This window comes from Glycomyces paridis, from assembly GCF_004912155.1.
Taxonomy (GTDB): Bacteria; Actinomycetota; Actinomycetes; order Mycobacteriales; family Micromonosporaceae; genus Glycomyces; species Glycomyces paridis.
On the sequence record NZ_STGX01000011.1, the window covers coordinates 163,957 to 184,659 of the forward strand.

Genomic DNA, 20,703 nt, shown 5'->3' on the forward strand with positions numbered 1-20,703 from the left:
CGTCGGCTTGCGCCGGTCAGCAGCCCCAGGCGTCCTGGGCCCTGATGAGGATCGGCATGGTCTGCGTCGAGGTCCCGTCGGTGACGGTGAGGAGGGCGGGGTAGTCGCCGTAGTCGAGCGGCGGCAGGTCGACTGCGATCCAAATCGTTCCGACGGAGCTGTCGCCGTTGTCCCCCGGGGGCACCGACGTCGTCATGCTGGTGACGGTGCCTTCGGGCAGGCCGGTCACCTCGGCTTCGAGGGTCGAGGACCAGGAGCCGGAGATGAAGCCGACGAAATAGGACCAGTAGGGGTGGCCGGCGGGGATGCAGAGGCGCTGTTCGCCGTCTGCCAGCTCCCAGGTCGCCTCGGCCTGGTCGGCCGCGGCCGGGGCGGCCGCGACGCTGAACGCCATCAGCAGCCCTGCGGCGAGGGCGAGGATGAATTTGAAGGGGCGAGAAACCGATCGCTTCACGAAGGACCTCCGTGTCCCGGTACCGGGTGGCCTCCCCGCCCAGGGCCGGTAGCCGGTAGCCCTGAGACCTCGTGCAGATCACGGTACAAGAGTCGCACTTCGGGCGCAATTACTTGAGCATTCAAATATTCGGATTCTTCATCGTGTGCCGCACCGTGCCGGACCGTGGCCGCCGGGCACTAGCCTTGGCGTGTCCCCGCCCGTCCCCCCAGGCGCCCACCGCCATGACGCAACCGCCCTTCGACCCCCGGTACCAGCAGGCGAGCCACCCCGTGCCGCCCGGCCGGAACGCCGAGCACGCCTTCGAGGACCGCATCCGGCTCGGCCGCGACCTCCTCGTCGGCGCCGTCCTCGTCATCGCCGCCACCGGATTCACGGCCGGCTCGGCCTGGTACTCGATGTTCGTCGCCGAGGCCTTCTGGACCCCCGTCCCGGTCGCCCTGCTCGGCGTCGCGGTCCTGCTCCTGCTCGTCCAGGTCTGGTACTTCGTCCTCCGCGAGGGCCGCTCCCCCATGATCGCGGCGGCGATCGGCGTCCACCTCGTGCTCTTCGCCATGCCGATCCTCGTCTTCATCGGCGTCAACGAACAGGTCCTCACCGAGCGCGGCGTCACCGAGTCCTGCTCGGTGACCTCCCAGGAGAAGACCTATGTGGGCAGCGGCGACAACCGCAAACCCAAGTACGACCACATCCTCGACTGCCCCACCGGCGGCGAACTCACCCAACGCACCTCGCCGCACAACCGCTTCGACGTCGGCGGGTCCGTCACCATCACCTACGACCCCGAAGGCCGCGCCGCCCACCGCACCGGCGAACCCGCCGCCGCCCCCCTCGTCCTCTTCGGCGCCATCGCCATCGGCGCCTTCCTCCTCGGCACCACCATCCGCGCCCTCTACCTCAACTTCCGCCTCCGCCGAGGAACCAAGCGCCGCAACGCCTTCGGAGCCCCCGGCCTCTGACCGGCGGCCGTTCGTTGTGAATTGGCACACTTCATTGAGAGTTTCCGATATTTATCGATGATTTCTACCTTAAGTCCATTTCAGCCTCAGTCTGTGGCATGTCATGTTGGGGTGCAACGGAACCGCGACGATCGGCATGGAGTCGCGGCCGGCGCCGGCCTCGGTCGGCGCCGTTACCCCCGAGCAAGGAGCCGTTTTGACACGCATGCGACAAGGACGGCGAGTACTCGCCGTCTCACTAGTGGGAGCGCTATCATCAGCGCTCGCCGTGGCCGCGCCCGCCTGGGCGGAAACCGACGCCGCCACCGCGGCGCTGCTGGAGCAGAAGGTCGAACCAGCCCTTCTCGCCGAAGTACGCGCTGAGGGCGAGGCCGAACTCTGGGTCCAGTTCCACGGCGGCCCCGACTACTCGGCCGCGTTCAACGCCGAGACCAAGGAGGAGAAGGGCGCCGCCGCCGTCGAGGCGGCGAAGGCCTTCGCCGAGTCCTCCCAGGCCGACCTCACCGCCGAACTCGAAGACGAGGGGGTCGAGTACGAGACCTATTGGGCCTCATCGACCGTCAAGGTCACCGGCGGGATCGACCTCCTCGAAACCGTGGCCGCCTTCGACGAGGTCGCCGAAGTGGTCGACGCACCTGAGGTCGCCCCCGTCGAACCGGTCGAGGAGGAGTCCTCCTTCGCGCCGGCCGCCACCGGCTGGGGCATCGACGACATCAACGCCCCCGAGGTCTGGGACCAGCTCGGCGTCACCGGTGAAGGCGTCGTGATCGCCAGCATCGACTCCGGCGTCCAATACGACCACCCCGCGCTCGTGGAGCAGTACCGCGGCAACAACCACGACGGCACCTTCACCCACGACTACAACTTCTACGACGTCGAAGGCAGCTGTGGCTCAGCGCCGTGCGACCTCAGCAACCACGGCACGCACACCGTGGGCACGATGGTCGGCGACGACGGCGCGGGCAACCAGATCGGCGTCGCCCCGGGCGCCGAATGGATCGCCGTCAACTACTACGGATCCAGTATGGACTCCGTCCTGCTGGCCGGCCAGTGGATCGTGGCGCCCACCGACTGGGCGGGCGACAACCCCGACCCGTCGAAGGCGCCCGACATCGTCAACAACTCCTGGGGCCGCGAGTCGCCGAACGACCCGTACTACCAGGACATCGTCGAACTCTGGTACGCCGCCGGAATCGTCCCGGTGTTCGCCGCGGGCAACAGCGGGCCCGTGTGCGGCTCCATCAACTCCCCCGGCTCCTACGAGCACGTGATCGCCGTGGGCGCCTACCAGTCCAGCGGCACCATCGCCGACTTCTCCTCCCGCGGCCCCGGCGTCGACGGGCGCCTGAAGCCCGACGTGTCCGCACCCGGCCTGGGCATCCTCTCCTCGGTGCCCGGCGACGCCTACGGCTCCCAGAGCGGAACCTCGATGGCCGCACCGCACGTCGCGGGCGCCATCGCGCTCATGATGGAGGCCGAACCGGCCCTGCGCGGCGACTTCGACCTGGTCTACGAGATGCTCACCGGCTCGGCCCGCTACGCCGGCGACGACCGCTGCGGCGTGACCGCCGACGCCGACTACATCCACGGCCACGGGCGCATCGACGCGCTCGCGGCCGCCCAGGCGCTCCCCGACGGCGCGTCCGGCGCCATCACCGGGACCGTCACCGACCCCGACGGCGAACCGCTCGAAGACGTGAAGCTCGCCTTCGACGGCGCGTTCGACCGCAAGGCCACCACCGGACCCGACGGCGCCTACACCGTCTCGTTCGCCCTCACCGGCCAGCACGCGGTGACCGTCGAGAAGTTCGGCTACCAGGTCGCCACCGGCACCGTGACCGTCACGGCCGACCAGACCGCCGTCTTCAACGCGGTCCTCACCCCGTTGAACACCACCGTGGTCACCGGCACCGTCGTGGACGGCTCGGGACACGGCTGGCCGCTGGCGGCCACCGTGTCCTCGACGGGCGGCGAAGTCTCCACCACGACCGACCCGATCACCGGCGAGTTCGAGCTGACGGTGCCGGTCGGCGGCGTGGAGCTCGTGGTCGAGGCCGAGTACGGCGGCTACCAGACCGTCCACGTCACCGCCGACGCCCCCGACCTCCTCGTGGAGGTCCCGGTCGCGACCGGCTGCACCGCACCGGGTTACACGTTCGACCCGCTGGGCAACGGCTTCGAGTCGACGCTCGCACCGGCGGGCTGGACCGTCGTCGACAACGGCTCCGCCGAGGTGCCGTGGACCTTCGACGACCCGTTCCACTACGGGAACCAGACGCCGGGATCGGGCGGCTTCGCCTTCGCGCGGCCCACCGGCGGCGGAGTCGTGGACACCGACCTCGTCTCGCCGGTGTTCGACCTGTCGAGCGCACCGGAGCCGGTGCTCACGTTCGCCTCCGACTTCTACGGGCTGGCGCCGTACTCGCAGGCCGACGTGTCGGTCAGCGTCGACGGCGGCACGACCTGGCAGCAGGCCTGGATGACGCAGGACGCGTCGCGCGACACCACTGTCACGGTGGATCTGTCCACGTGGGCCGCCGCGGACGAGGCGCAGATCAAGTTCCACTACTACCACGCCTACCGCTCGGGCTACTGGTGGCAGATCGACGACGTCCTGGTCGGCGGCACCCCCACCTGCGCGCCGCTCGCCGGCGGGCTGGTGCACGGCACGGTCACCGACCAGACCGGCGCGCCCGTCGCCGGGGCAGTGGTCACCCACACCGCCTCGGGCCACCACGCCTTTTCGGACGCCGAAGGCCGCTACTGGGTCTTCGCGCCCGGCACGGGCTCCACGCAACTGAACGCAGTCGACACGGAGTCCGGCTCCGCAACCACGACAGTGAACGTCGTCCCCGACGCCGTCACCGAAGCCGACATCGTGCTCACCCCGACTCCATAGCCGCCATCACGTACAACTGAACGCGGGCCCGGTGACGATGTCACCGGGCCCGCCTCACGCCACCCGTCTCGCATGGCGATCCGGTCTTTGGACGGACTGATGTCGGTGGCCGGCGGGTCCGTGTTCGCGGTCGCGTCGGCCGGGGGTCGTGTTAGGAGGGTGTGGCGCCGGTGATGGTGAGTTCGTAAGGGAACGGGTCGCCTACGCCGACTTCCCACATCGTGTAGTTGCGGTGGACGGAGGGGGTGGCCGCGACGACGAGCATCATGTGGGTCTCGCCGCTCTGGAGGCTGAAGTTCGCGGTTTCGCCCGGTGCGTAGAGGGGGCTGTACCGGGCGGTGAAGTTGCCGGACACCGCCACGAGGCGGAAGCGCCAGTCGGCGCCGGAGAGGCTGGAGGCCCCGGCGAGTTGGACGCTGACCTGGCCGCCGCTCGGGTTGAGGCGGACGACGTTGTGGCCGTACTGGTGCGGCGCGTCCGAGGAGGCGATGCGGTAGCGGTTGGAGCCGAGGCTCGTCATCGGGTCGGTGTGCAGCGGGCTGTAGGTGCTCGACCGCCACAGGTCGCTGCGGATCGCGTCGCCCTCGTCGAAGTCGTAGGTGACCTGCCGGGAGGCGTAGTCGCCGATGAGGTCGGCGAACTCGTCCTGGTCGAGGCCGAGGACGCGTTTGATGGTGTCGATGGGGTGCTCGCCCTGCTCGGCTTCATACCAGAGCTGGTTGACGGCGTCCGCGCCGTAGTTCTCGCGGATCGTGTTGAAGAGCATCCAGTCGCCGTAGTAGGTCTCCTGCGAGAGCCAGCGGCGGTGCTGACGGTCGACATAGTACCCGGAACCCACGGTCACCTCGGGCCTGAGCATGCGCGCCATGTAGTTGGCGTGGGCCTCCCAGACGGGGCCGGCGATCGGGTTGCCCGCGCCCCAGCCGCCGCCGTGTCCGTTGTCGAAGTTGATGTCGACCGAATAGGACTGGAGGATGTGGTTGAACTCGTGGGACTCGACCCAGTCGTCCCAGATCTTGTCGTAGGGCAGGCAGATGTGGCCGACGCCGATCTCGTCGGGCCCGGCCCAGTTCGCAGGCGGCAGGAAGCCGTTGGACCAGGTGCCGCACAGGTAGAGGTTGATGCGGTACTGCGATCCGGTGTCGTGGTCGGCGGGGTCGACGAAGCCGACCTCGTTCACGTAGTAGTCGTAGATCTCCTCCATGTGGTCGGCGACCCACTGCGGGTAGTTGCTGTAGCCGCGCTGCTGGCCCCAGGCCACGGCGTCGACGGCGTCGCCCCAGCGGACGGTGAAGTTCGCCGACTCGACGTAGTTGTCCGTCTCAGCGCCGGCTTCGACGAGGAAGGCGGGGGTGCGGGTCTGCTTCTGCTGGGTCGGCTCGCCGGTGGGGTCGTCAGTGGGCTCGTCGGTGGTGGACGGGTCGGTGGGGGTGGTGGTGCCGCCGCAGTTGACGCCGTTGACCTCGAACGCGGTCGGCGTGGTGCCGTTGCCGTTCACGGTCATGCCGAAGACCTCTTTGGTCTGTCCGGCGTTGATCTGGGCGTTCCAGCCGACGTCCTCGCCGGTGAAGTGCGCGCCCGACTGCGTGTAGTCCACGTTCCAGGCGTTCTGCACGGTCGAGCCGGAGGGCAGGTCGAACTCGACCGTCCAGCCGTTCAGCGGTTCGGAACCGGCCTTGATGGACACCGAGGCGTTGTGCCCGGTGCCCCACTGGGAGGTGATCGAGTACTGGACGGCGTCGCAGGCGGCGGCAGATGCCGGGTTTGCCGCCACGACGGCGACGGACGCGGCGATGATCGCCCCCGCCGCCACTCCTACCGTCCCGAGCCGCCGTCTACGGCTGCGCGTGACTTGCATGAGGGTTGCTCCTTCTATGGGGCGCACCCGTTCCGGCGCGCCGGCGGCCCCGGCCGCGAGGGCCCGCCCCGCCGCCGGCACCGCAATTAACATTTACGGACATAAATATTAGAGCGTGCCGGTCAGCGATAACACAAGCGAAAAGGTTTTCCGAAACCGCTCGCCGAAGCAGGCGGTCCCGGCGCGAAACGCTCGCGCGCCGGGACCGCCGCACCGCTCACGCATCAAGTCGCACGGCGCCTTCGGGCGTTGATCGCCGCATCCGCGGCCGTTGCCCGCCGAAGGAACGCGGGGTCGCGCGAAGCGGCCAGCTCCCGCAGCGTCACGCCCCTGCGGGTCAGGGACGCCTCCAGGCGGCGCCGCCAGGCGTCGGTGGACTCGGCCCGCGCGACCGTGTCGGCGCTCCAGAGCCGCATTCGACTGCGGCCCTTGACGTGCGGGTTGGAGTAGCTGTGCTCCGACCCGGGCAGGAAGTCGCGGATCGCGGCGTCGGTCCAGCCGCGGGAGTGGAGGATCGGCCTGGTGATCCACACCGTCGCCGGCGGGCGCCGTGCGGCGGGCGGCTCGGTGCGCGCGGTGGTGTCGTTGCGGGACAGGCGTTCTCGTTCGGCCGGGCCTGCGTCGGCGTAGCGTTCGGCGAGCGACGGCCGCTTCGGGCGGGTCATGCGCCTTCGGATCTCGGCTTCGTCGAGTAGCACTCGGGTTCGGTGGTGCGGTGCGCACATGGGATGCCCCCGTTCAGGTGTCGTCCTGACGGAGAGATTAGTTACCGATCGGTAATATTTGTGGCGACGCGCCGCGGCCCCGGAGGGTTTCAGGCGATCCGGTCGGGGTGGGTGTAAAGGTTCGAGGCGCCGCCGCGGACGAATCCGGCGAGGGTGAGGCCCTGCTCGTCGGCGAGGTCGGCGGCGAGGGAGGACGGCGCGGAGACCGCGGCGAGGGCGGGGACGCCGGCCATCACGGCCTTCTGGACGAGTTCGAACGAGGCCCGTCCGGAGACGGCAAGGACGGTGCCGCGCAACGGGACCAGGCCTTCGCGCAGCGCCCAGCCCAGGACTTTGTCGACCGCGTTGTGGCGGCCCACGTCCTCCTTGGCGACGAGGAGTTCGCCCTCGGCGGTGAACAGGCCTGCGGCGTGGAGGCCGCCGGTCTTGTCGAAGACCTTCTGGGTCTCGCGGAGTCGTTCGGGGAGTGCGGTGAGGACGTCGGCGGCGATGGTCGTGGCGTCCTCGGCGAGGTTCCAGGCGGCCTTGGTGCGCACGTCGGCGAGGCTGTCCTTGCCGCAGACGCCGCAGGCCGAGGTGACGGTGAAGTTGCGCTTGGCCGCCTTCGTGGGCGGCTCGACCCCGGGGGCCAGGACGAGGTCGAGGAGGTTGTAGGTCTGCTCGCCCTGCTCGTCCACGCCCGCACAGTAGCGCATGTTCAGGAGGTCGCCGGGCTTGGTGATGACGCCTTCGGCGAGGAGGAACCCGGCGGCCAGGTCGAAGTCGTCGCCGGGCGTGCGCATCGTGACCTGGAGGGATTCGCCGCCGACGCGCAGTTCGAGCGGCTCCTCGACGGCGAGCGTGTCGACGCGCTCGGTGCGGTTCCCGGCGTTGAGGCGGGTGGTCTTGCGACGGACGGTGACACGGCCCATGTCGTTCCTTAAGTGCTCTTCAGGCGGCTTCAGGCTGGCTTCAGTTTCACGGTGCTTCACTTGCCTGGATAGCTCGGAAGGAGGCGGAAGGCAAGGGATGCGGTCGCAGGTCACGGCCGCGGACGGCCGGTCGGTGGCGCTCAGGGCGCCGAGGCGGAGGCCGGGTCACGGTGCCGGATCACCACGCCAGGCCACGGTGTCGGGTCACTGCGGCGGGTCGCGGTGTCAGGTCGCGGTGTCAGGTCACGGTTCCGGGACACGGTTCGAGGACACGGTGTCGGGTCACTGTGCCGGCTCTCTGGGCTGGCTCACTGTGCTGGCTCACTGTTCCGGTTGGCTGTCGGGTTCGAAGCGTACGACGATCGATTTGGAAGTGGGGGTGTTGCTGGTCTCGGCCACCGAGTCGAGCGGGACGAGCACGTTGGTCTCGGGGTAGTACGCGGCGGCGCAGCCGCGGGCGGTCGGGTAGTGGACGATGCGGAAGTGGGGGGCGCGGCGGTCGCCGTCGGTCCATTCGCTGACGAGGTCGCGGTAGTCGCCGTCGGCCAGGCCGAGTTCTGCGGCGTCTTCGGGGTTGACGAGCACGATGCGTCGGCCGTGGTGGATGCCTCGGTAACGGTCGTTGAGCCCGTAGATGGTGGTGTTGAACTGGTCGTGGCTGCGCAGGGTCTGGAGGAGCAGTCGGCCCGGTCCGGCCTCGGGTGAGGTCACCGGGTTGACGGTGAATTTGGCCTTGCCCGTGGCCGTGGGGAAGCGGCGCTCGTCGCGGGGCGCGTGCGGCAGCGTGAAGCCGCCGGGCCTGCGGGCGCGGGCGTTGTAGTCGGCGAAGCCGGGTACGACGCGTTCGATGCGGTCGCGGATGCGGTCGTAGTCCGCGGCGAGGTCTTCCCAGGGCACGGTGTCGGCCTCGCCGAGCACGGCACGGGCGAGTCCGGCGACGATGGCGACTTCGGAGCGCATGTGCTCGCTCAGCGCGGGGACGCGTCCGTGCGAGGCGTGCACGATGCCCATCGAGTCCTCGACGGTCACGAACTGCTCGCCGCTCGCGGTCGCGTCGATGTCGGTGCGGCCCAGTGCGGGGAGGATCAGCGCGTGGGCGCCGGTGACGGCGTGCGAGCGGTTGAGCTTGGTCGAGACGTGCACGGTGAGGCGGCAGCGGCGCATGGCCTCCTCGGTGGCGCGGGAGTCGGGGGTGGCGGAGACGAAGTTGCCGCCCATGGCGAGGAAGACCTTGACGCGGCCGTCGCGCATGGCCCGGATGGTGTCGACGGTGTCGAGGCCGTGGTCGCGCGGGGGTGCGAAGTCGAATTCGGTGCCGAGGGCGTCGAGGAAGGAGTCGGGCATGCGTTCCCAGATGCCCATGGTGCGGTCGCCTTGGACGTTGGAGTGGCCGCGGACGGGGCACACGCCGGCGCCGGGTCGGCCGATGTTGCCGCGCAGGAGCAGGAAGGAGACGATCTCGCGGATGGTCGGCACGGCGTGGCGGTGCTGGGTCAGGCCCATCGCCCAGCACACGACGATGCGGTCGGCCGCGAGGACCATCGCGAGGAGGCGTTCGATCTCGTCGGCGCTGAGACCGGTGCGCTGGAGGGTGTCGGCGAGCGCGGCCGCGTCGTCGGCTTCGGCGTGGTGGGCTGCGAAGGCGTCGAAGCCGTGGGTGTGCGCGTCGATGAAGTCGCGGTCGAGGACGGCGGGGTCGGTGTCGGCGGCGCGCAGGAGCGCGCGGTTGAGGGCGCTGAAGAGGGCGAGGTCGCCGCCGACCTTGATCTGGAGGAACAGGTCGGTGAGCTCGGTGCCGCGTCCGGCGAGGCCGCGCGCGGTCTGGGGGTTCTTGAAGCGCTGCATGCCCGCTTCGGGGAGGGGGTTGACGGTGGCGATGCGGGCGCCTGCGCGTTTGGCCTTTTCGAGGGCGGTGAGCATCCGGGGGTGGTTGGTGCCGGGGTTCTGTCCGGCGACGATGATCAGGTCGGCCTGGTAGAGGTCGTCGAGGGTGACGCTGCCCTTGCCGATGCCGATGGTCTCGGCCAGCGCCGAGCCCGAGGACTCGTGGCACATGTTGGAGCAGTCGGGCAGGTTGTTGGTGCCGAGCCTGCGGGCGAAGAGCTGGTAGAGGAACGCGGCCTCGTTGCCGGTGCGCCCTGAGGTGTAGAAGGCGACGCCGTCGGGGTCGTCGAGGTCCGCGAGTTCGGCGGCGATGCGGGCGAAGGCCTCGTCCCAGGTGACGGGCGTGTAGTGGGTGGCGCCTTCGGCGAGGTACATGGGTTCGGTGAGTCGGCCTTGCTGGCCGAGCCAGTAGCCGGACTTGTCGGCGAGGTCGGCGACCGGGTGGGAGGCGAAGAAGTCGCGATCGACGGTGAGGCGGGTGGCCTCTTCGGCGACGGCTTTGGCACCGTTCTCGCAGAATTCGGCGGGGTGGCGGTGGCCGGGTTCGGGCCAGGCGCAGCCGGGGCAGTCGTAGCCGTCGGTCTGGTTGATCGCCCGCAGGAGCGGGAGTCCGCGTTTGAGGCCCGCCCGGCCGCCGACGAAGCGGAGGGAGTTGACGACGGCGGGCAGTCCCACGGCGTGGCGTTTGGGGTGGCCGACGTCGGGCGCGTCCTGGGCGGGGTCGTGCTGCGGTGCCTTGCTCATCGGCACAGTCTAGGCCGGTGGGCGGGTGCGCGGCGGGGACCGGAGCGGGCCGCGTCGGGCACGCGGTCGGTGCGACGGCCGGGCGGTCGCGGGTGCGCGTGAATCCTTTGAGGAGGGGCTCGAGTGCGGACGGGGAACGGGTGCCGATTCACGACGAATCACCACGAGGTCGGTCTGAAATCCCAGTTCACCGGGTATCGGGGCGAATCAGCGCGGACCGTTCGGGGCCGGCCGTCCGGGTAGGCTGAGCGGTGCGGACCGGCGCGAACCCTCTGACCCGGTTCTGTTCCTTTACTCCTCAATGGAAGGTGGCGGAGATGGGTCGGCACCACGCTTCGGCGGGGAGCGGTCGTCTGCACGGCCGCCTGCTCCAGATCCTCGGGGCGGTGTCGGCCGTGGTGGCGCTCTTGGCACTATGGCAGTTCGGCGTCTTCGGCGGCGACGGCGACCGCGACCCTGTGAGCACGGTCGAGGGCCCCGAGACGGCCTGGTTCTCGGCCGAGGAGGAGCACTCGAAGGCGGCCGGTCCCGCGCCTTCGGCCGTCTCCGCGCCGGTGTCGCCGACCGAGTCGACCCAGGAGCCGACCTCTGCCGCCCCTTCCGAGTCCACGTCGTCCCCGGACGCCCCGGCCAGCTCGACCAACGCCGAAGTGGAGCTGGCGGAGGTGGCCTGCGAGGCGACGCTGACGCTCAAGAACGAGTGGAGCAGCGGCGTCGAGGTGTCGGTGGAGGTCGTCAACACCGGTTCGGTCGAGTTCGAGTCCTGGGCGATCGACCTGGACATCGACGATCTGGACATCGGCGACGACCGGGCCTGGAACATGGAGGACCTCCGCCACGGCTGGTACGGCAGCACGGGCTCGAACGGACGGCTCGACCCCGGCGAGAACGCGATCGCGGGCTTCGTCGGCGAAACCGACCGCGGCTTCGACCTGCCCTCCTCCGCGACCTGCGTGGCCGAGGTCTGATGTGCGATGTCTGATGGGCGAGGTTTGAAGGGCGAGCTCTGATGGGCGAACCGCTGGTATGGGTCCTCCGCGACGGCGGCCGCGCGATCGGCCGCGTCACGATCGACGGCAACGACTTCCCTTGGCTGCACGGCGTTTTCGAGCCGCTGGAGGGGTTCGAGGCGGTTCGGCCGCTGTTCGAGCGGAGCCTGCGCCTGCTCGAAGAGGAGCGTTACGAGGAGTGGGAGTCGGCCTACGGTCTGATCGACGGTCGGTTGACCTTCGACTCGCCCGACGGCCCGGTGGCTGAGTTCCTCCTGCACATCGAAAACGACCGGGCCTGGTTCCGCTGGAGCGACACCGCCGACTAGCGCCCGGGCCCGTGCGTCGAGGCGCCTCCCGGTCGTGGGCGCATTCGTCGGCGTGGACGGCCGCATCCGGGGCCGGGCGATCGACTCGATCCAACTTTCGAACGCGTCGTACAGCGGCACCCGGCGCCTCGGACCGCCGCGGGTCCGGGCGGACCGCACCGGTCGCGACGGCCCTCGCCCCGGCGACGATCGTCTGGCGCCCTTCGCAGTCGGGCAGAGCCGAACGCTCACCGTGCGGAAGTTCGGTTGAGGGACCCGCGGCGCGGGTCCCTCCCCACTGTCAGGTGGTGAGGCCGAAGCCGTAGGGGAACAAGGGGTCGTATTCGGCGTCGCCGACGTTGACGGGTTCGTCTTCGACGAGTTTGGGCCAGGTGACGGGGAGGGTGCCGCCGTAGGGGGTCGCGCCGAAGAGGGGGTCGGCGACGCCGGCGCCTTCGCTGCCGGGGAGCCAGGCGGCGACGAGGGCGTCCACGCCCTCAAGGTGCGGTTCGATCTCGATGGGCCGGCCCGAGACGACGATGACGACGCAGTCGACGGCGGCGCAGACGGTCGCGATGGCGGCGGCGTCCTCTTCGGACACCTTCATGTCGTGGGTTCCGGCACCCGCGTCGCCGACGCCTTCGGCATAGGGGTCTTCGGCGACGACCACGATGCCGACGTCGGCGGCGCCGATCGGCTCGGAGGCGTCCTCGCTGTAGGTGATCGCGGCGCCCGGTGCGACCTCTTCGATGCCCGCGAGGATGCTGGTGCCCTCGTTCACGGCCTGGACGGTGCCCTGCCAGGTGCCGCTCCAGCCGCCGAGCTGGCGACCGAGCGCGTCGGCGCCGGAGCCGGCGACGTAGATCGACTCGTCGCCGGTGAGCGGCAGGAGGTCGCCTTCGTTGCGCAGCAGCACCTGTGAGGCGGCGGCGGCTTCGCGGGCGACGGCCCGGTGCGCATCGGAGCCGACGTCGGCGGCGCCGCTGGTGTCGGCGTAGGGCTGCTCGAAGAGACCGAGGGCGAACTTCTGGGTGAGGATGCGCGAGACGGCGTCGTCGATGCGCTCCTCGCTCACGCGTCCGGCCTCGACTTCGGCCAGGAGGGTGTCGATGAACTTCTGGTATTCGAAGGGCACCATGACCATGTCGACGCCCGCGTTGATCGCGGTGCGCACCGCTTCGGCGTAGTCGGAGCTGATCTGGTCGACCCCTTGCCAGTCGGAGATCACGAAGCCCTCGAAGCCCAGCTCTCCTTTGAGGACGTCGGTGAGGAGGTACTCGTCGGCGTGGGTCTTGAGCGGGCCCTCGCCGAGGTCGACGGAGGAGAACGAGGCCATGACGGAGCCGACGCCCGCGTCCACGGCGGCCTGGAAGGGCGCGAGGTGGATCGCCCGCAGCTCCTCCTCGCCGATGGCGACGACGCCCTGGTCGAGCTGGTAGGAGTCGGTGGTGGAGGTGCCGTAGCCGGTGCCGCCGTCGCCGACGTAGTGCTTCGCGGTCGCCAGGACGCTCGTGTTCGCCGCGAGGTCCTCGCCCTGGTATCCGGCGACGACGGCGGGCGCGTACTCGATGGCGATGCCCGGGTCCTCGCCGTAGGACTCGTAGGTGCGGCCCCAGCGGCTGTCGCGGGCGACGCACACGCAGGGGGCGAAGGTCCAGTGGATGCCGGCGGCGCGGGTCTCCGCGGCGGTGATCGCGGCGGCCCGGCCCGCGAGGTCGGGGTCGTGCGCGGCGCCGAGGCCGATGTTGTGCGGGAAGATCACGGCGCCGGGGAGTCCGGCGTTGCCGTGGACGGCGTCGATGCCGTAGACGATCGGGATGCCCAGGCGCGATTCGAGGGCCTGGCGCTGGTAGCCGTCGATCATCTCGGCCCACGCCTCGGGGGTGTCGCGCAGGGCCTCGGAGCCGCCGTTGAGGAGGGAGCCGATGCCGAGGTCGGCGAGGTCCGCCGGGGCGGGGTCGACGGCGGCGACGGTCGCCTGGGTCATCTGGCCGACCTTCTCCTCCATCGTCATGCGGCCCAGCAGGTCGGCAACGCGGTCGGCGGTCGGCAGGTCGGCGTCACGGTAGTCGCCGTCGGCGGAGCTGCCGCCGGGGACGACGATGAGGACGGTCACGACGGCGGCCGCGAGGGCGACCGCGAGCGCGGACCACAGGACCGCGGGACGGCGGACGAGTGCGGGCAGGCTTGCGCCCATGGGGTTCGCTCCTTGAGGGGTGATCGGACGAGTACGTCCCCAACCACGCTTCACAGTAACGGACAGGTGTCCCCGAGTCCACGGTGGGAGCGCTCTTCCCCAACTGCCCGACACCCAACGGCGGCAAGCGGTCACGGAGCGGCACCGATCGCGCACGATTTACGGAGCGGGCGCTCGCAGGTTGTCTCGGCGATCGCCACCTGTTATGTTGGGTCTCCAAACTAACCCTTCGGTGTCCCTCCCCTGTTCGGGCCGCCACTCCCTCTAGGAGCACACGTGCGACGACGCACATTCGCAGCTTCACTCGGCGCCGCCGCGGCCCTCGCCGCCGCCGTCCCCTCCACCGCCCACGCCAAGTCCCGCGGCCGCTGCGAGGACGCCTACACCTGGCGCAACGCCGTGGTCAACGGCGGCGGCTACGTCCCCGGCATCGTGTTCAACGAGACCGAGGCCGACCTCATCTACGCCCGCACCGACATCGGCGGCCTCTACCGTTGGCAGGAGGCGACCCAGACCTGGAAGCCCCTCCTCGACTGGGTGGGCTGGGAGAACTGGGGCTACAGCGGCGTCGTCTCCGTCGCCACCGACCCCGTCGAGCCCAACCGGGTGTACGCCGCCGTCGGCACCTACACCAACGACTGGGACCCCGGCAGCGGCGCCGTCGTCCACTCCGACGACTACGGGAAGACCTGGGGCGTGGCCGAACTGCCGTTCAAGCAGGGCGGCAACATGCCCGGCCGCGGCATGGGCGAGCGCCTCGCCGTCGACCCCGCCGACAACGCCGTGGTCTACCTCGGCGCCCCGAACGGCAACGGCCTGTGGCGCTCACGCGACCACGGCCGCACCTGGGCCCGCGTCGAGGAGTTCCCCGTGACCGGGACCTTCGTCCAGGACCCCTCCAGCGACTACTCCGACGACGAACAGGGCGTCATCTGGATCGACTTCGACCTGGTGGGCGGCAGGATCTTCGTCGGCGTCGCCGACCCCGACGACCCCCTCTACGTCTCCGAGGACCGCGGCGCGACCTGGCAGCCCGTCCCCGGCGCGACCGCGGCGCTCGGCTCGGCCGACGGCAACCGCACCATCCCGAAGCAGGCCGCGTTCGACCACGAGAACGGCCACCTGTTCGTCGTCACCGGCTGGGACCCGGGCCCCTACAACGGCGGCCCCGCCACCGGCCGCGGCGGCTCCATCCAGCGCCTGTCGCTGGCGACCGGCGAGTGGACCGACGTGACCCCGTCCTACAACCCGATCGGCACGATCCCCGGCTTCGGCGGCCTCACCGTCGACCGCCGCAGCCCCGGCACCCTCATGGCCGCGACGCAGAACAACTGGTGGCCCGACGAGATCGTCTACCGCTCGACCGACTCGGGCGCGACCTGGCAGACCAGCTGGGACTACGTGTGGGACGCGAACTGGTCCTGGCCGCCCGAGCGCACCGACCGGTTCACCATGGACAACACGGGCAGCCCGTGGCTGACCTTCGGGAACGCCGACGACGGCCCGGCCTACGCGGTCAAGCACGGCTGGATGATCGACGCGCTCGCGATCGACCCGCACGACTCCGACCGGATCATGTGGGGCACCGGCGCCACCATCTGGGGCACCGAGCGGCTGACCGAGTGGGACGCGCAGGGCGCCCTCGTGGGTTGGGACGACGCGGCCGGGCGCCAGGTGGCGCTGCCGATCGAGCCGTTCACCGTCGCGGTGCGCGTCGAAGGCCTGGAGGAGACGGCGGTGCAGGACATCGCCGCCCTGGGCGGCACCGTGGTGACCGCGATGGGCGACCTCGGCGGGTTCGTGCACACCGATCTCGACGAGGCGAGCATGATGATCCGCCGTCCGAACTGGACTTCGGGTCGCAGTGTGGACTTCGCGGGCCTGAACCGGGACGTGATCGTCGGGTCCGGCGACGTCGAGGGCGAGACCGACGGGCACGTGGGCGTCTCGACCGACGGCGGCGCGACCTGGCTGACCACCACGCGCCTGACCGGGATCGCCGGGGGCGCGAACGGCGGCACGGTCGCGGTGAGCGCCGACGGCGCCGTCATCGTCTGGACGCCCGGCGACGGGGCGACCGCGCCGGTGTTCAGCACCGACCTGGGCCAGACCTGGTCGACCGTGTCGGGCCTGCCCGCCGGGGCGCTCGTGCGCGCCGACCGGGCCGCCGCGAAGCGGTTGTACGCCTACGCGGCCGGCGCGTTCTACGCCAGTTCGGACGGCGGCCGCACCTTCAAGTCGACCGGCGCTTCAGGCCTGCCCGCGACCGGCCCCGTCGACTTCCGGGCGGTGCCCGAGAAGCGCGGCAACCTGTGGCTGGTCGGCGGCGAAGCCGATGCGCTGTACGGGATGTGGCGCAGCACCGACGGCGGCGCCCGCTGGAAGCGCGTGCGCGACTTCGAGGAGGCCGACGCGATCGGCTTCGGCAAGGGCCACGGCCGCCACGGTCACTCGGCGATCTACACCTCGGCGAAGGCCCGCGGCGTGCGCGGCATCTGGCGTTCGACCGACGAGGGCCAGTCCTGGGACCGGATCAACGACGACGCCCACCAGTGGGCCTGGACCGGCAAGGCCGTCGCGGGCGACCCCGAGGTCTACGGCCGCGTCTACATCGCGACCAACGGCCGCGGCCTCATCTACGGCGACATCGCCGACTGAACCACCCGCACCCCTCCCAGGACGCTCAGGGAGAGAGCGACCGCGCCGGTCGCGAGGCCACCGTTCGGCCCCGCGACCGGCGCGAACCCCATTCGCGTTCCCACCGGCCGTTCCCGACCCGCCCCGAATCCGCTGTCACACCCCCGAGGCAGGGTTAAGACCGGGGGCCCACCGATGTCCGTTTTGCCGGTACCCTCCGTTCACGTTCGCACCGGCAATTTCCTGTCGTACCCACCGGTCAGGGTTGCAACCGGGGGCCCATCGATGTCCGATTTGCCTAGACTCTCCGTTCACCTTCAAACCCCGCCGCGCGTGTCGCCGCCGCTCCGATCAGCGGACCGCTTCGAAGGTCCACACGCCGGAGCGCCCGGTGACCTCGGCGGTCTCGTCGCGGTCGCCGTACACCTCGACGTCGCCGAAGCCCGCCTCGCGCAGCATAGCGCCGAACTCCTGGACGCCGAAGCACATCAGGGCGCTGTGCTGCGTCTGCGTCTCGACCAGCCGCCCGTCGCGCCACAACTCGTAGCGCAGCCACCGCACGACCCGCTGCCGCACGTCGTCGATCTCGACCTTCATGACCTGCAAGGTCAGCAGCTCCGGGCCGTCCCACCAGTGCCGCAGCTCGCCGGGATCGGTGAAGTGGCGCCACGGCGGCAGGTCAATGAACAGGCGCCCGTCCGGCGCGAGGCTCTCGTGCATCCGCGTCAGCGCCTGGACGGTGGCCTCGCGGTCGGGCAGGAGCACGATCGAGCCGACCGGGACCACGATCGCCTCGTACGCACCGGGATCGGCGTAGGTCGTCATGTCGCCGAGGAACACCTCGGCCTCCAGCCCGGCCGCGGCGAGGTTCTCGCGGCAGATCCGGAGCATGTGCTCGGAAGTGTCGTAACCGGTGACGTTCAGTCCATTCTCGACCAGCGGGACGAGCATTCGCCCGGTGCCCACCGCCGGTTCGAGCACCGGCCCGGTCACGCCTTCGAGCCTGCGGAGGAGGAACTCGACGTCGCCGCCGAGCGACCGCCCGGCGGGCTTGTCGAGTTCGTACACCCGGGCCGAGAGTTCGCCGTAATGCCAATCGGCGCTGAGGGTCTCACTGCCGTCGGTGATGGTCATATGGGGCTCCCGTCGTCGTGTTGGAAGCGAGGCTAGGGCCTGCGGCTTCCCGCGCGCAAACGTTTAACAACGCTCGGCCTTCGTGGGGTCAGCGATCCCAGTCGTAGTGCTCCGGTTCGCGGCCGTGGCGTTCGGTGAAGGCCGCGCGGAGTTCGGTCTCGGTCACCACGCCGCCTCCGGCCAGCCGTTCGAGGTACGGGAGCAGCCATTCGCCTTCGGCGCGTTCGAAGTGCGTACGCCACTGCGGCGACAGCGCCTCCTCCAATGTGAACACGCCGCCCGCCGAGCCATGGGCGACGCCTTCCGCGAAGGCGACCTGCGCCTGCGGTCCGTCGACGCTGACGTCGATCCAGTACGGCCAGGTGAAGGGCGCTTCAGGGGACCGGCCGAGCAGGTTGGAGGCGAGTTTGAGGAAGCGCATGGCTCATCCTAGGTCGCCGTCGTCGGCGAGCTGGCGGGCGAGGTCGGCCGCCGACGCCAGAGCCTCCTGCACGACTGCCCGCTCCTGTTCGGACAGTTCGATAGCGCCGATCCGGTCGAGAAGCTCGGCGGCCCGTGTGCCGTCGCCTTCGCGCAGGGCCAGCTCGGTCCGATACACCAGGGCCTCGACGAGTTCGGTCGGCGGGGCCTCGTCGCCGGCCTTGGCGAGGGTCGCATCCAGGATCTTGATCGCCTGGGGCACATCGCCTTTGGAGTCGCCGAGGATGACGGCCTTCACCAGGGTCCGGCCCAGCCGGCTCTCCGGGGCCTTCGCCTTCGTGTCGTCCTCATCGTTGGGGAAGAACCGCAGGACGTTCCCGCTCGGGTCCGTCAGGGAGAACCCGGCGCGGTTGCCGGTGTTGCCGCGTTTACGCGGGCGGGTCATGCGCGGGTACCCGGAGACGAGGACCTTGCCGTGCGCGGCGCGCATCCCGGCCGCGAACTCCTTCCACAGCGCGCCGGTGTCGTCCACGATCACCAGGCAGGTGCTGTAGTTCTGCTCGGGGTCGAACCCGTCGAGGCCGAAGAAGTGCAGCTGCCAGTCGTCGCGCGCGAGGACGATGTACGGGTTGGGCCGCATCTGGTGGACCGTCCGCTCGAAGCCGAGCGTCAGGTAGAACTCGGTGGTCTCGTCGATCGAGCCGCACGGCAGCATCGGAATGGTCGTGGTCATCGGTGTCCTCTCGCTACTCGGAAGTGCTGTCCATAGCGGACCTGTCGAGCCTGGCGGTGAGCGCCCGCAGCGCCTCGGTCGCGGCGGTGATCGCGGACGCGTCGAGTGCGGCGGCCAGGTCGTCGGCCCATTCGGCATGGCGGCGTTCGACGTCGGCGAGGGCGCGGCGCCCGGTGTCGGTGGCGGCGAGGAGGCGGGCGCGGCGGTGTCGGGGGTTGTCGCGGAAGGCGGCGAGGCCTTCGACTACAAGGGATTCGGCGGTCTGCTGGACGCTCTGGCGGCGCAGCCCCATGGCGCGGGCGATGTCGGCGACGGTGAGCGGACCGTGGTCGATGACGCCGAGGACCTGCCAGCGGGCGGAGGTGAGCCCGGCGGGCCGGGCGAGTGCGTCGCCCGCGGCCAGGAGCGCGCCGTTGGCGCGGAAGACCTCGATGGCGAGCTCGGAGACGGCGAAGGCTCGGGGCGTGAGTGGTTCCACGCCCCGAACCTACGTCATTGACAGGTACCTGTCAACTCAAACGGCGGCCGCCATGCGTTCGACGGCCTCGGTGAGGATCTCGGGCGAGGTCGCGAAGTTGATCCGCACATGCCCCTTGCCGCCCGAGCCGAACGGCAGGCCGGAGTTGACCGCGACGCGGCCGCGTTCGAGGAAGACCGCGGCGGGGTCGTCGCCGAGCCCGAGCGCCCGGCAGTCGAGCCAGGCGAGGTAGGTCCCCGGCTGGGGCCGGTAGCGGATCTCGGGGAGCCGTTCGGCGAGCGCGGCGGCCAGGAGGCGGCGGTTGCCTTCGAGCCCGGCCAGGAGCCCGTCGAGCCAGGGCCCGCCCTCGCGGAAGGCGGCGGTGTGGGCGATGACGCCGATGTGGCTGGGGCGCTGTGTCATCGCCTTGGGGACGCGGGCGAGGTCGGCGGCCGCGGCCGGTCCGGCGATGCCGAGCGCGGCGCGCAGCCCGGCGAGGTTCCAGGCCTTCGCCGCGGAGAGCACCGCGAGGCCGTCCTCGGTGCCGGGGACGGTGAGGTAGGGCGTGAAGGTCGTCCCGGGCGCCACGATGGGGGCGTGGGCCTCGTCGGCGACGACGCGGACGCCGTAGTCGGCGCTGAGGCGGGCGACGCGGGCGAGCTCGGCTCTGGTGTGGACGGTCCCGGTGGGGTTGTGCGGGCTGCACAGAAGGTAGGCGGCGCGCCCGCCGCGGCCGAGCGCGAGTTCGAAGGCGGCGGCGAGGGCGGCGAAGTCGATGCGCCCGGCGGCGTTGAGCGGGGCCTCGATGACCTTGCGGCCGTTGAGGGCGCACAGCTCGTAGAAGGGCGGGTACACCGGGTTGTTGACGACCACGGCGTCGCCGGGCGAGGTGACGAGCTTGAGCAGTTCGACGAAGCCGAGCCCGATGTCCGGGAGGGTGCGGGTGAGCGCGGGGTCGAAGTCGTCCCAGTGCCAGCGCTCGGCGTCGAAGGCGGCGACCGCCTCGGCGTAGGCGGTCCCGGCGGGGTAGCCGGTGTCGCCGGTCGCCATCGCGTCGGTCACGGCCTTGGTGATGGGTTCGGCGGGGAGCACGTCCATCTCGGCGACCCACAGGGGCAGGACGTCGTCGGGGTGCTCGCGCCATTTGACGCTGGTGCGCTGGCGGAGCTGGTCGAGGGTGAGTTGCCGCAGCGGGTCGCCGGGGAGGTCGTTCGAGGCATTTGTGATGGCGCTCATGGTTTTTACGGTATCGGAGTTTTCCGGCGGTGTCATCTGGTGATCATTCGGCTCACATGCGTGAGGGGCGTCACGGATTCCGTCTCCGGCCGGGCCTTGTGGTTCGTATTACGAACTATTATGGTTCGTTGTACGAACTACTTTACCGCGAGAGGCAC

16 protein-coding genes are annotated in these 20,703 nt (G+C 70.5%); 5 read left to right on the forward strand and 11 right to left on the reverse strand.

From position 1 onward, the window contains the following. Positions 1 to 16 precede the first annotated feature (16 nt). Positions 17 to 454, reverse strand: a complete 438-nt coding sequence (locus tag E9998_RS15825; protein ID WP_136530664.1) for a DUF5980 family protein — start codon at positions 452 to 454, stop codon at positions 17 to 19. Positions 455 to 678: 224 nt separating this feature from the next. On the opposite strand from E9998_RS15825, the gene E9998_RS25405 reads away from it, so the two are divergent. Continuing rightward, positions 679 to 1,413: a hypothetical protein gene (locus tag E9998_RS25405; protein ID WP_158299831.1), complete on the forward strand. Its 735-nt coding sequence runs from the start codon at positions 679 to 681 to the stop codon at positions 1,411 to 1,413. A gap of 205 nt (positions 1,414 to 1,618) precedes the next feature. Further along, entirely contained in the window at positions 1,619 to 4,312 is a 2,694-nt protein-coding gene (locus tag E9998_RS15835) for a S8 family serine peptidase (RefSeq protein WP_158299832.1), read from the forward strand. A gap of 151 nt (positions 4,313 to 4,463) precedes the next feature. Here E9998_RS15835 and E9998_RS15840 read toward each other — a convergent pair whose 3' ends face one another. From E9998_RS15840 to E9998_RS15855, 4 genes are all read right to left on the reverse strand, one after another. Continuing rightward, positions 4,464 to 6,170: a DUF6055 domain-containing protein gene (locus E9998_RS15840; protein WP_158299833.1), complete on the reverse strand. Its 1,707-nt coding sequence runs from the start codon at positions 6,168 to 6,170 to the stop codon at positions 4,464 to 4,466. Between the two features lie 224 nt (positions 6,171 to 6,394). Beyond that, complete coding sequence (locus E9998_RS15845) at positions 6,395 to 6,835, reverse strand: hypothetical protein (protein WP_136530667.1); 441 nt, start codon at positions 6,833 to 6,835, stop codon at positions 6,395 to 6,397. Positions 6,836 to 6,984: 149 nt separating this feature from the next. Continuing rightward, complete coding sequence (fdhD, locus tag E9998_RS15850) at positions 6,985 to 7,806, reverse strand: formate dehydrogenase accessory sulfurtransferase FdhD (RefSeq protein ID WP_136530668.1); 822 nt, start codon at positions 7,804 to 7,806, stop codon at positions 6,985 to 6,987. Between the two features lie 321 nt (positions 7,807 to 8,127). Next, on the reverse strand, positions 8,128 to 10,434 hold the full coding sequence (locus E9998_RS15855; RefSeq protein ID WP_136530669.1) for an FdhF/YdeP family oxidoreductase: 2,307 nt from the start codon (positions 10,432 to 10,434) through the stop codon (positions 8,128 to 8,130). 317 nt (positions 10,435 to 10,751) lie between these two features. Here E9998_RS15855 and E9998_RS15860 point away from each other — a divergent pair, with 317 nt between their 5' ends. Together E9998_RS15860 and E9998_RS15865 are read left to right on the forward strand one after the other, a co-directional pair. Then, the gene (locus E9998_RS15860) at positions 10,752 to 11,402 is read left to right on the forward strand and encodes a cellulose binding domain-containing protein (RefSeq protein ID WP_136530670.1); all 651 of its coding nucleotides are present in this window, start codon (positions 10,752 to 10,754) and stop codon (positions 11,400 to 11,402) included. Positions 11,403 to 11,443: 41 nt separating this feature from the next. Continuing rightward, a complete protein-coding gene (locus tag E9998_RS15865; RefSeq protein WP_136530671.1) occupies positions 11,444 to 11,752 on the forward strand; it encodes a hypothetical protein in 309 nt (102 codons plus the stop codon). Positions 11,753 to 12,032: 280 nt separating this feature from the next. On the opposite strand, the gene E9998_RS15870 is transcribed toward E9998_RS15865, so the two are convergent. Then, entirely contained in the window at positions 12,033 to 13,928 is a 1,896-nt protein-coding gene (locus tag E9998_RS15870; RefSeq protein ID WP_136530672.1) for a glycoside hydrolase family 3 protein, read from the reverse strand. A 276-nt stretch (positions 13,929 to 14,204) separates the two neighbouring features. Between E9998_RS15870 and E9998_RS15875 the strand changes: the two genes are divergently transcribed. Further along, on the forward strand, positions 14,205 to 16,586 hold the full coding sequence (locus tag E9998_RS15875; RefSeq protein ID WP_136530673.1) for a sialidase family protein: 2,382 nt from the start codon (positions 14,205 to 14,207) through the stop codon (positions 16,584 to 16,586). Positions 16,587 to 16,916: 330 nt separating this feature from the next. Here the strand turns inward: E9998_RS15875 and E9998_RS15880 are convergent, their stop codons facing one another. The 5 genes from E9998_RS15880 to E9998_RS15900 form a co-directional block, all read right to left on the reverse strand. Then, positions 16,917 to 17,699 (reverse strand): class I SAM-dependent methyltransferase, encoded by a 783-nt coding sequence (locus E9998_RS15880; protein ID WP_136530674.1) that lies wholly within the window; start codon positions 17,697 to 17,699, stop codon positions 16,917 to 16,919. Positions 17,700 to 17,787: 88 nt separating this feature from the next. After that, entirely contained in the window at positions 17,788 to 18,120 is a 333-nt protein-coding gene (locus tag E9998_RS15885) for a hypothetical protein (RefSeq protein WP_136530675.1), read from the reverse strand. Between the two features lie 3 nt (positions 18,121 to 18,123). Then, positions 18,124 to 18,852, reverse strand: coding sequence for a VOC family protein (locus E9998_RS15890; RefSeq protein WP_136530676.1), 729 nt, complete (start codon positions 18,850 to 18,852; stop codon positions 18,124 to 18,126). A gap of 13 nt (positions 18,853 to 18,865) precedes the next feature. Beyond that, positions 18,866 to 19,330 (reverse strand): MarR family winged helix-turn-helix transcriptional regulator, encoded by a 465-nt coding sequence (locus E9998_RS15895; RefSeq protein WP_136530677.1) that lies wholly within the window; start codon positions 19,328 to 19,330, stop codon positions 18,866 to 18,868. A 36-nt stretch (positions 19,331 to 19,366) separates the two neighbouring features. Continuing rightward, entirely contained in the window at positions 19,367 to 20,545 is a 1,179-nt protein-coding gene (locus tag E9998_RS15900) for a MalY/PatB family protein (RefSeq protein WP_136530678.1), read from the reverse strand. Positions 20,546 to 20,703: the final 158 nt, after the last annotated feature.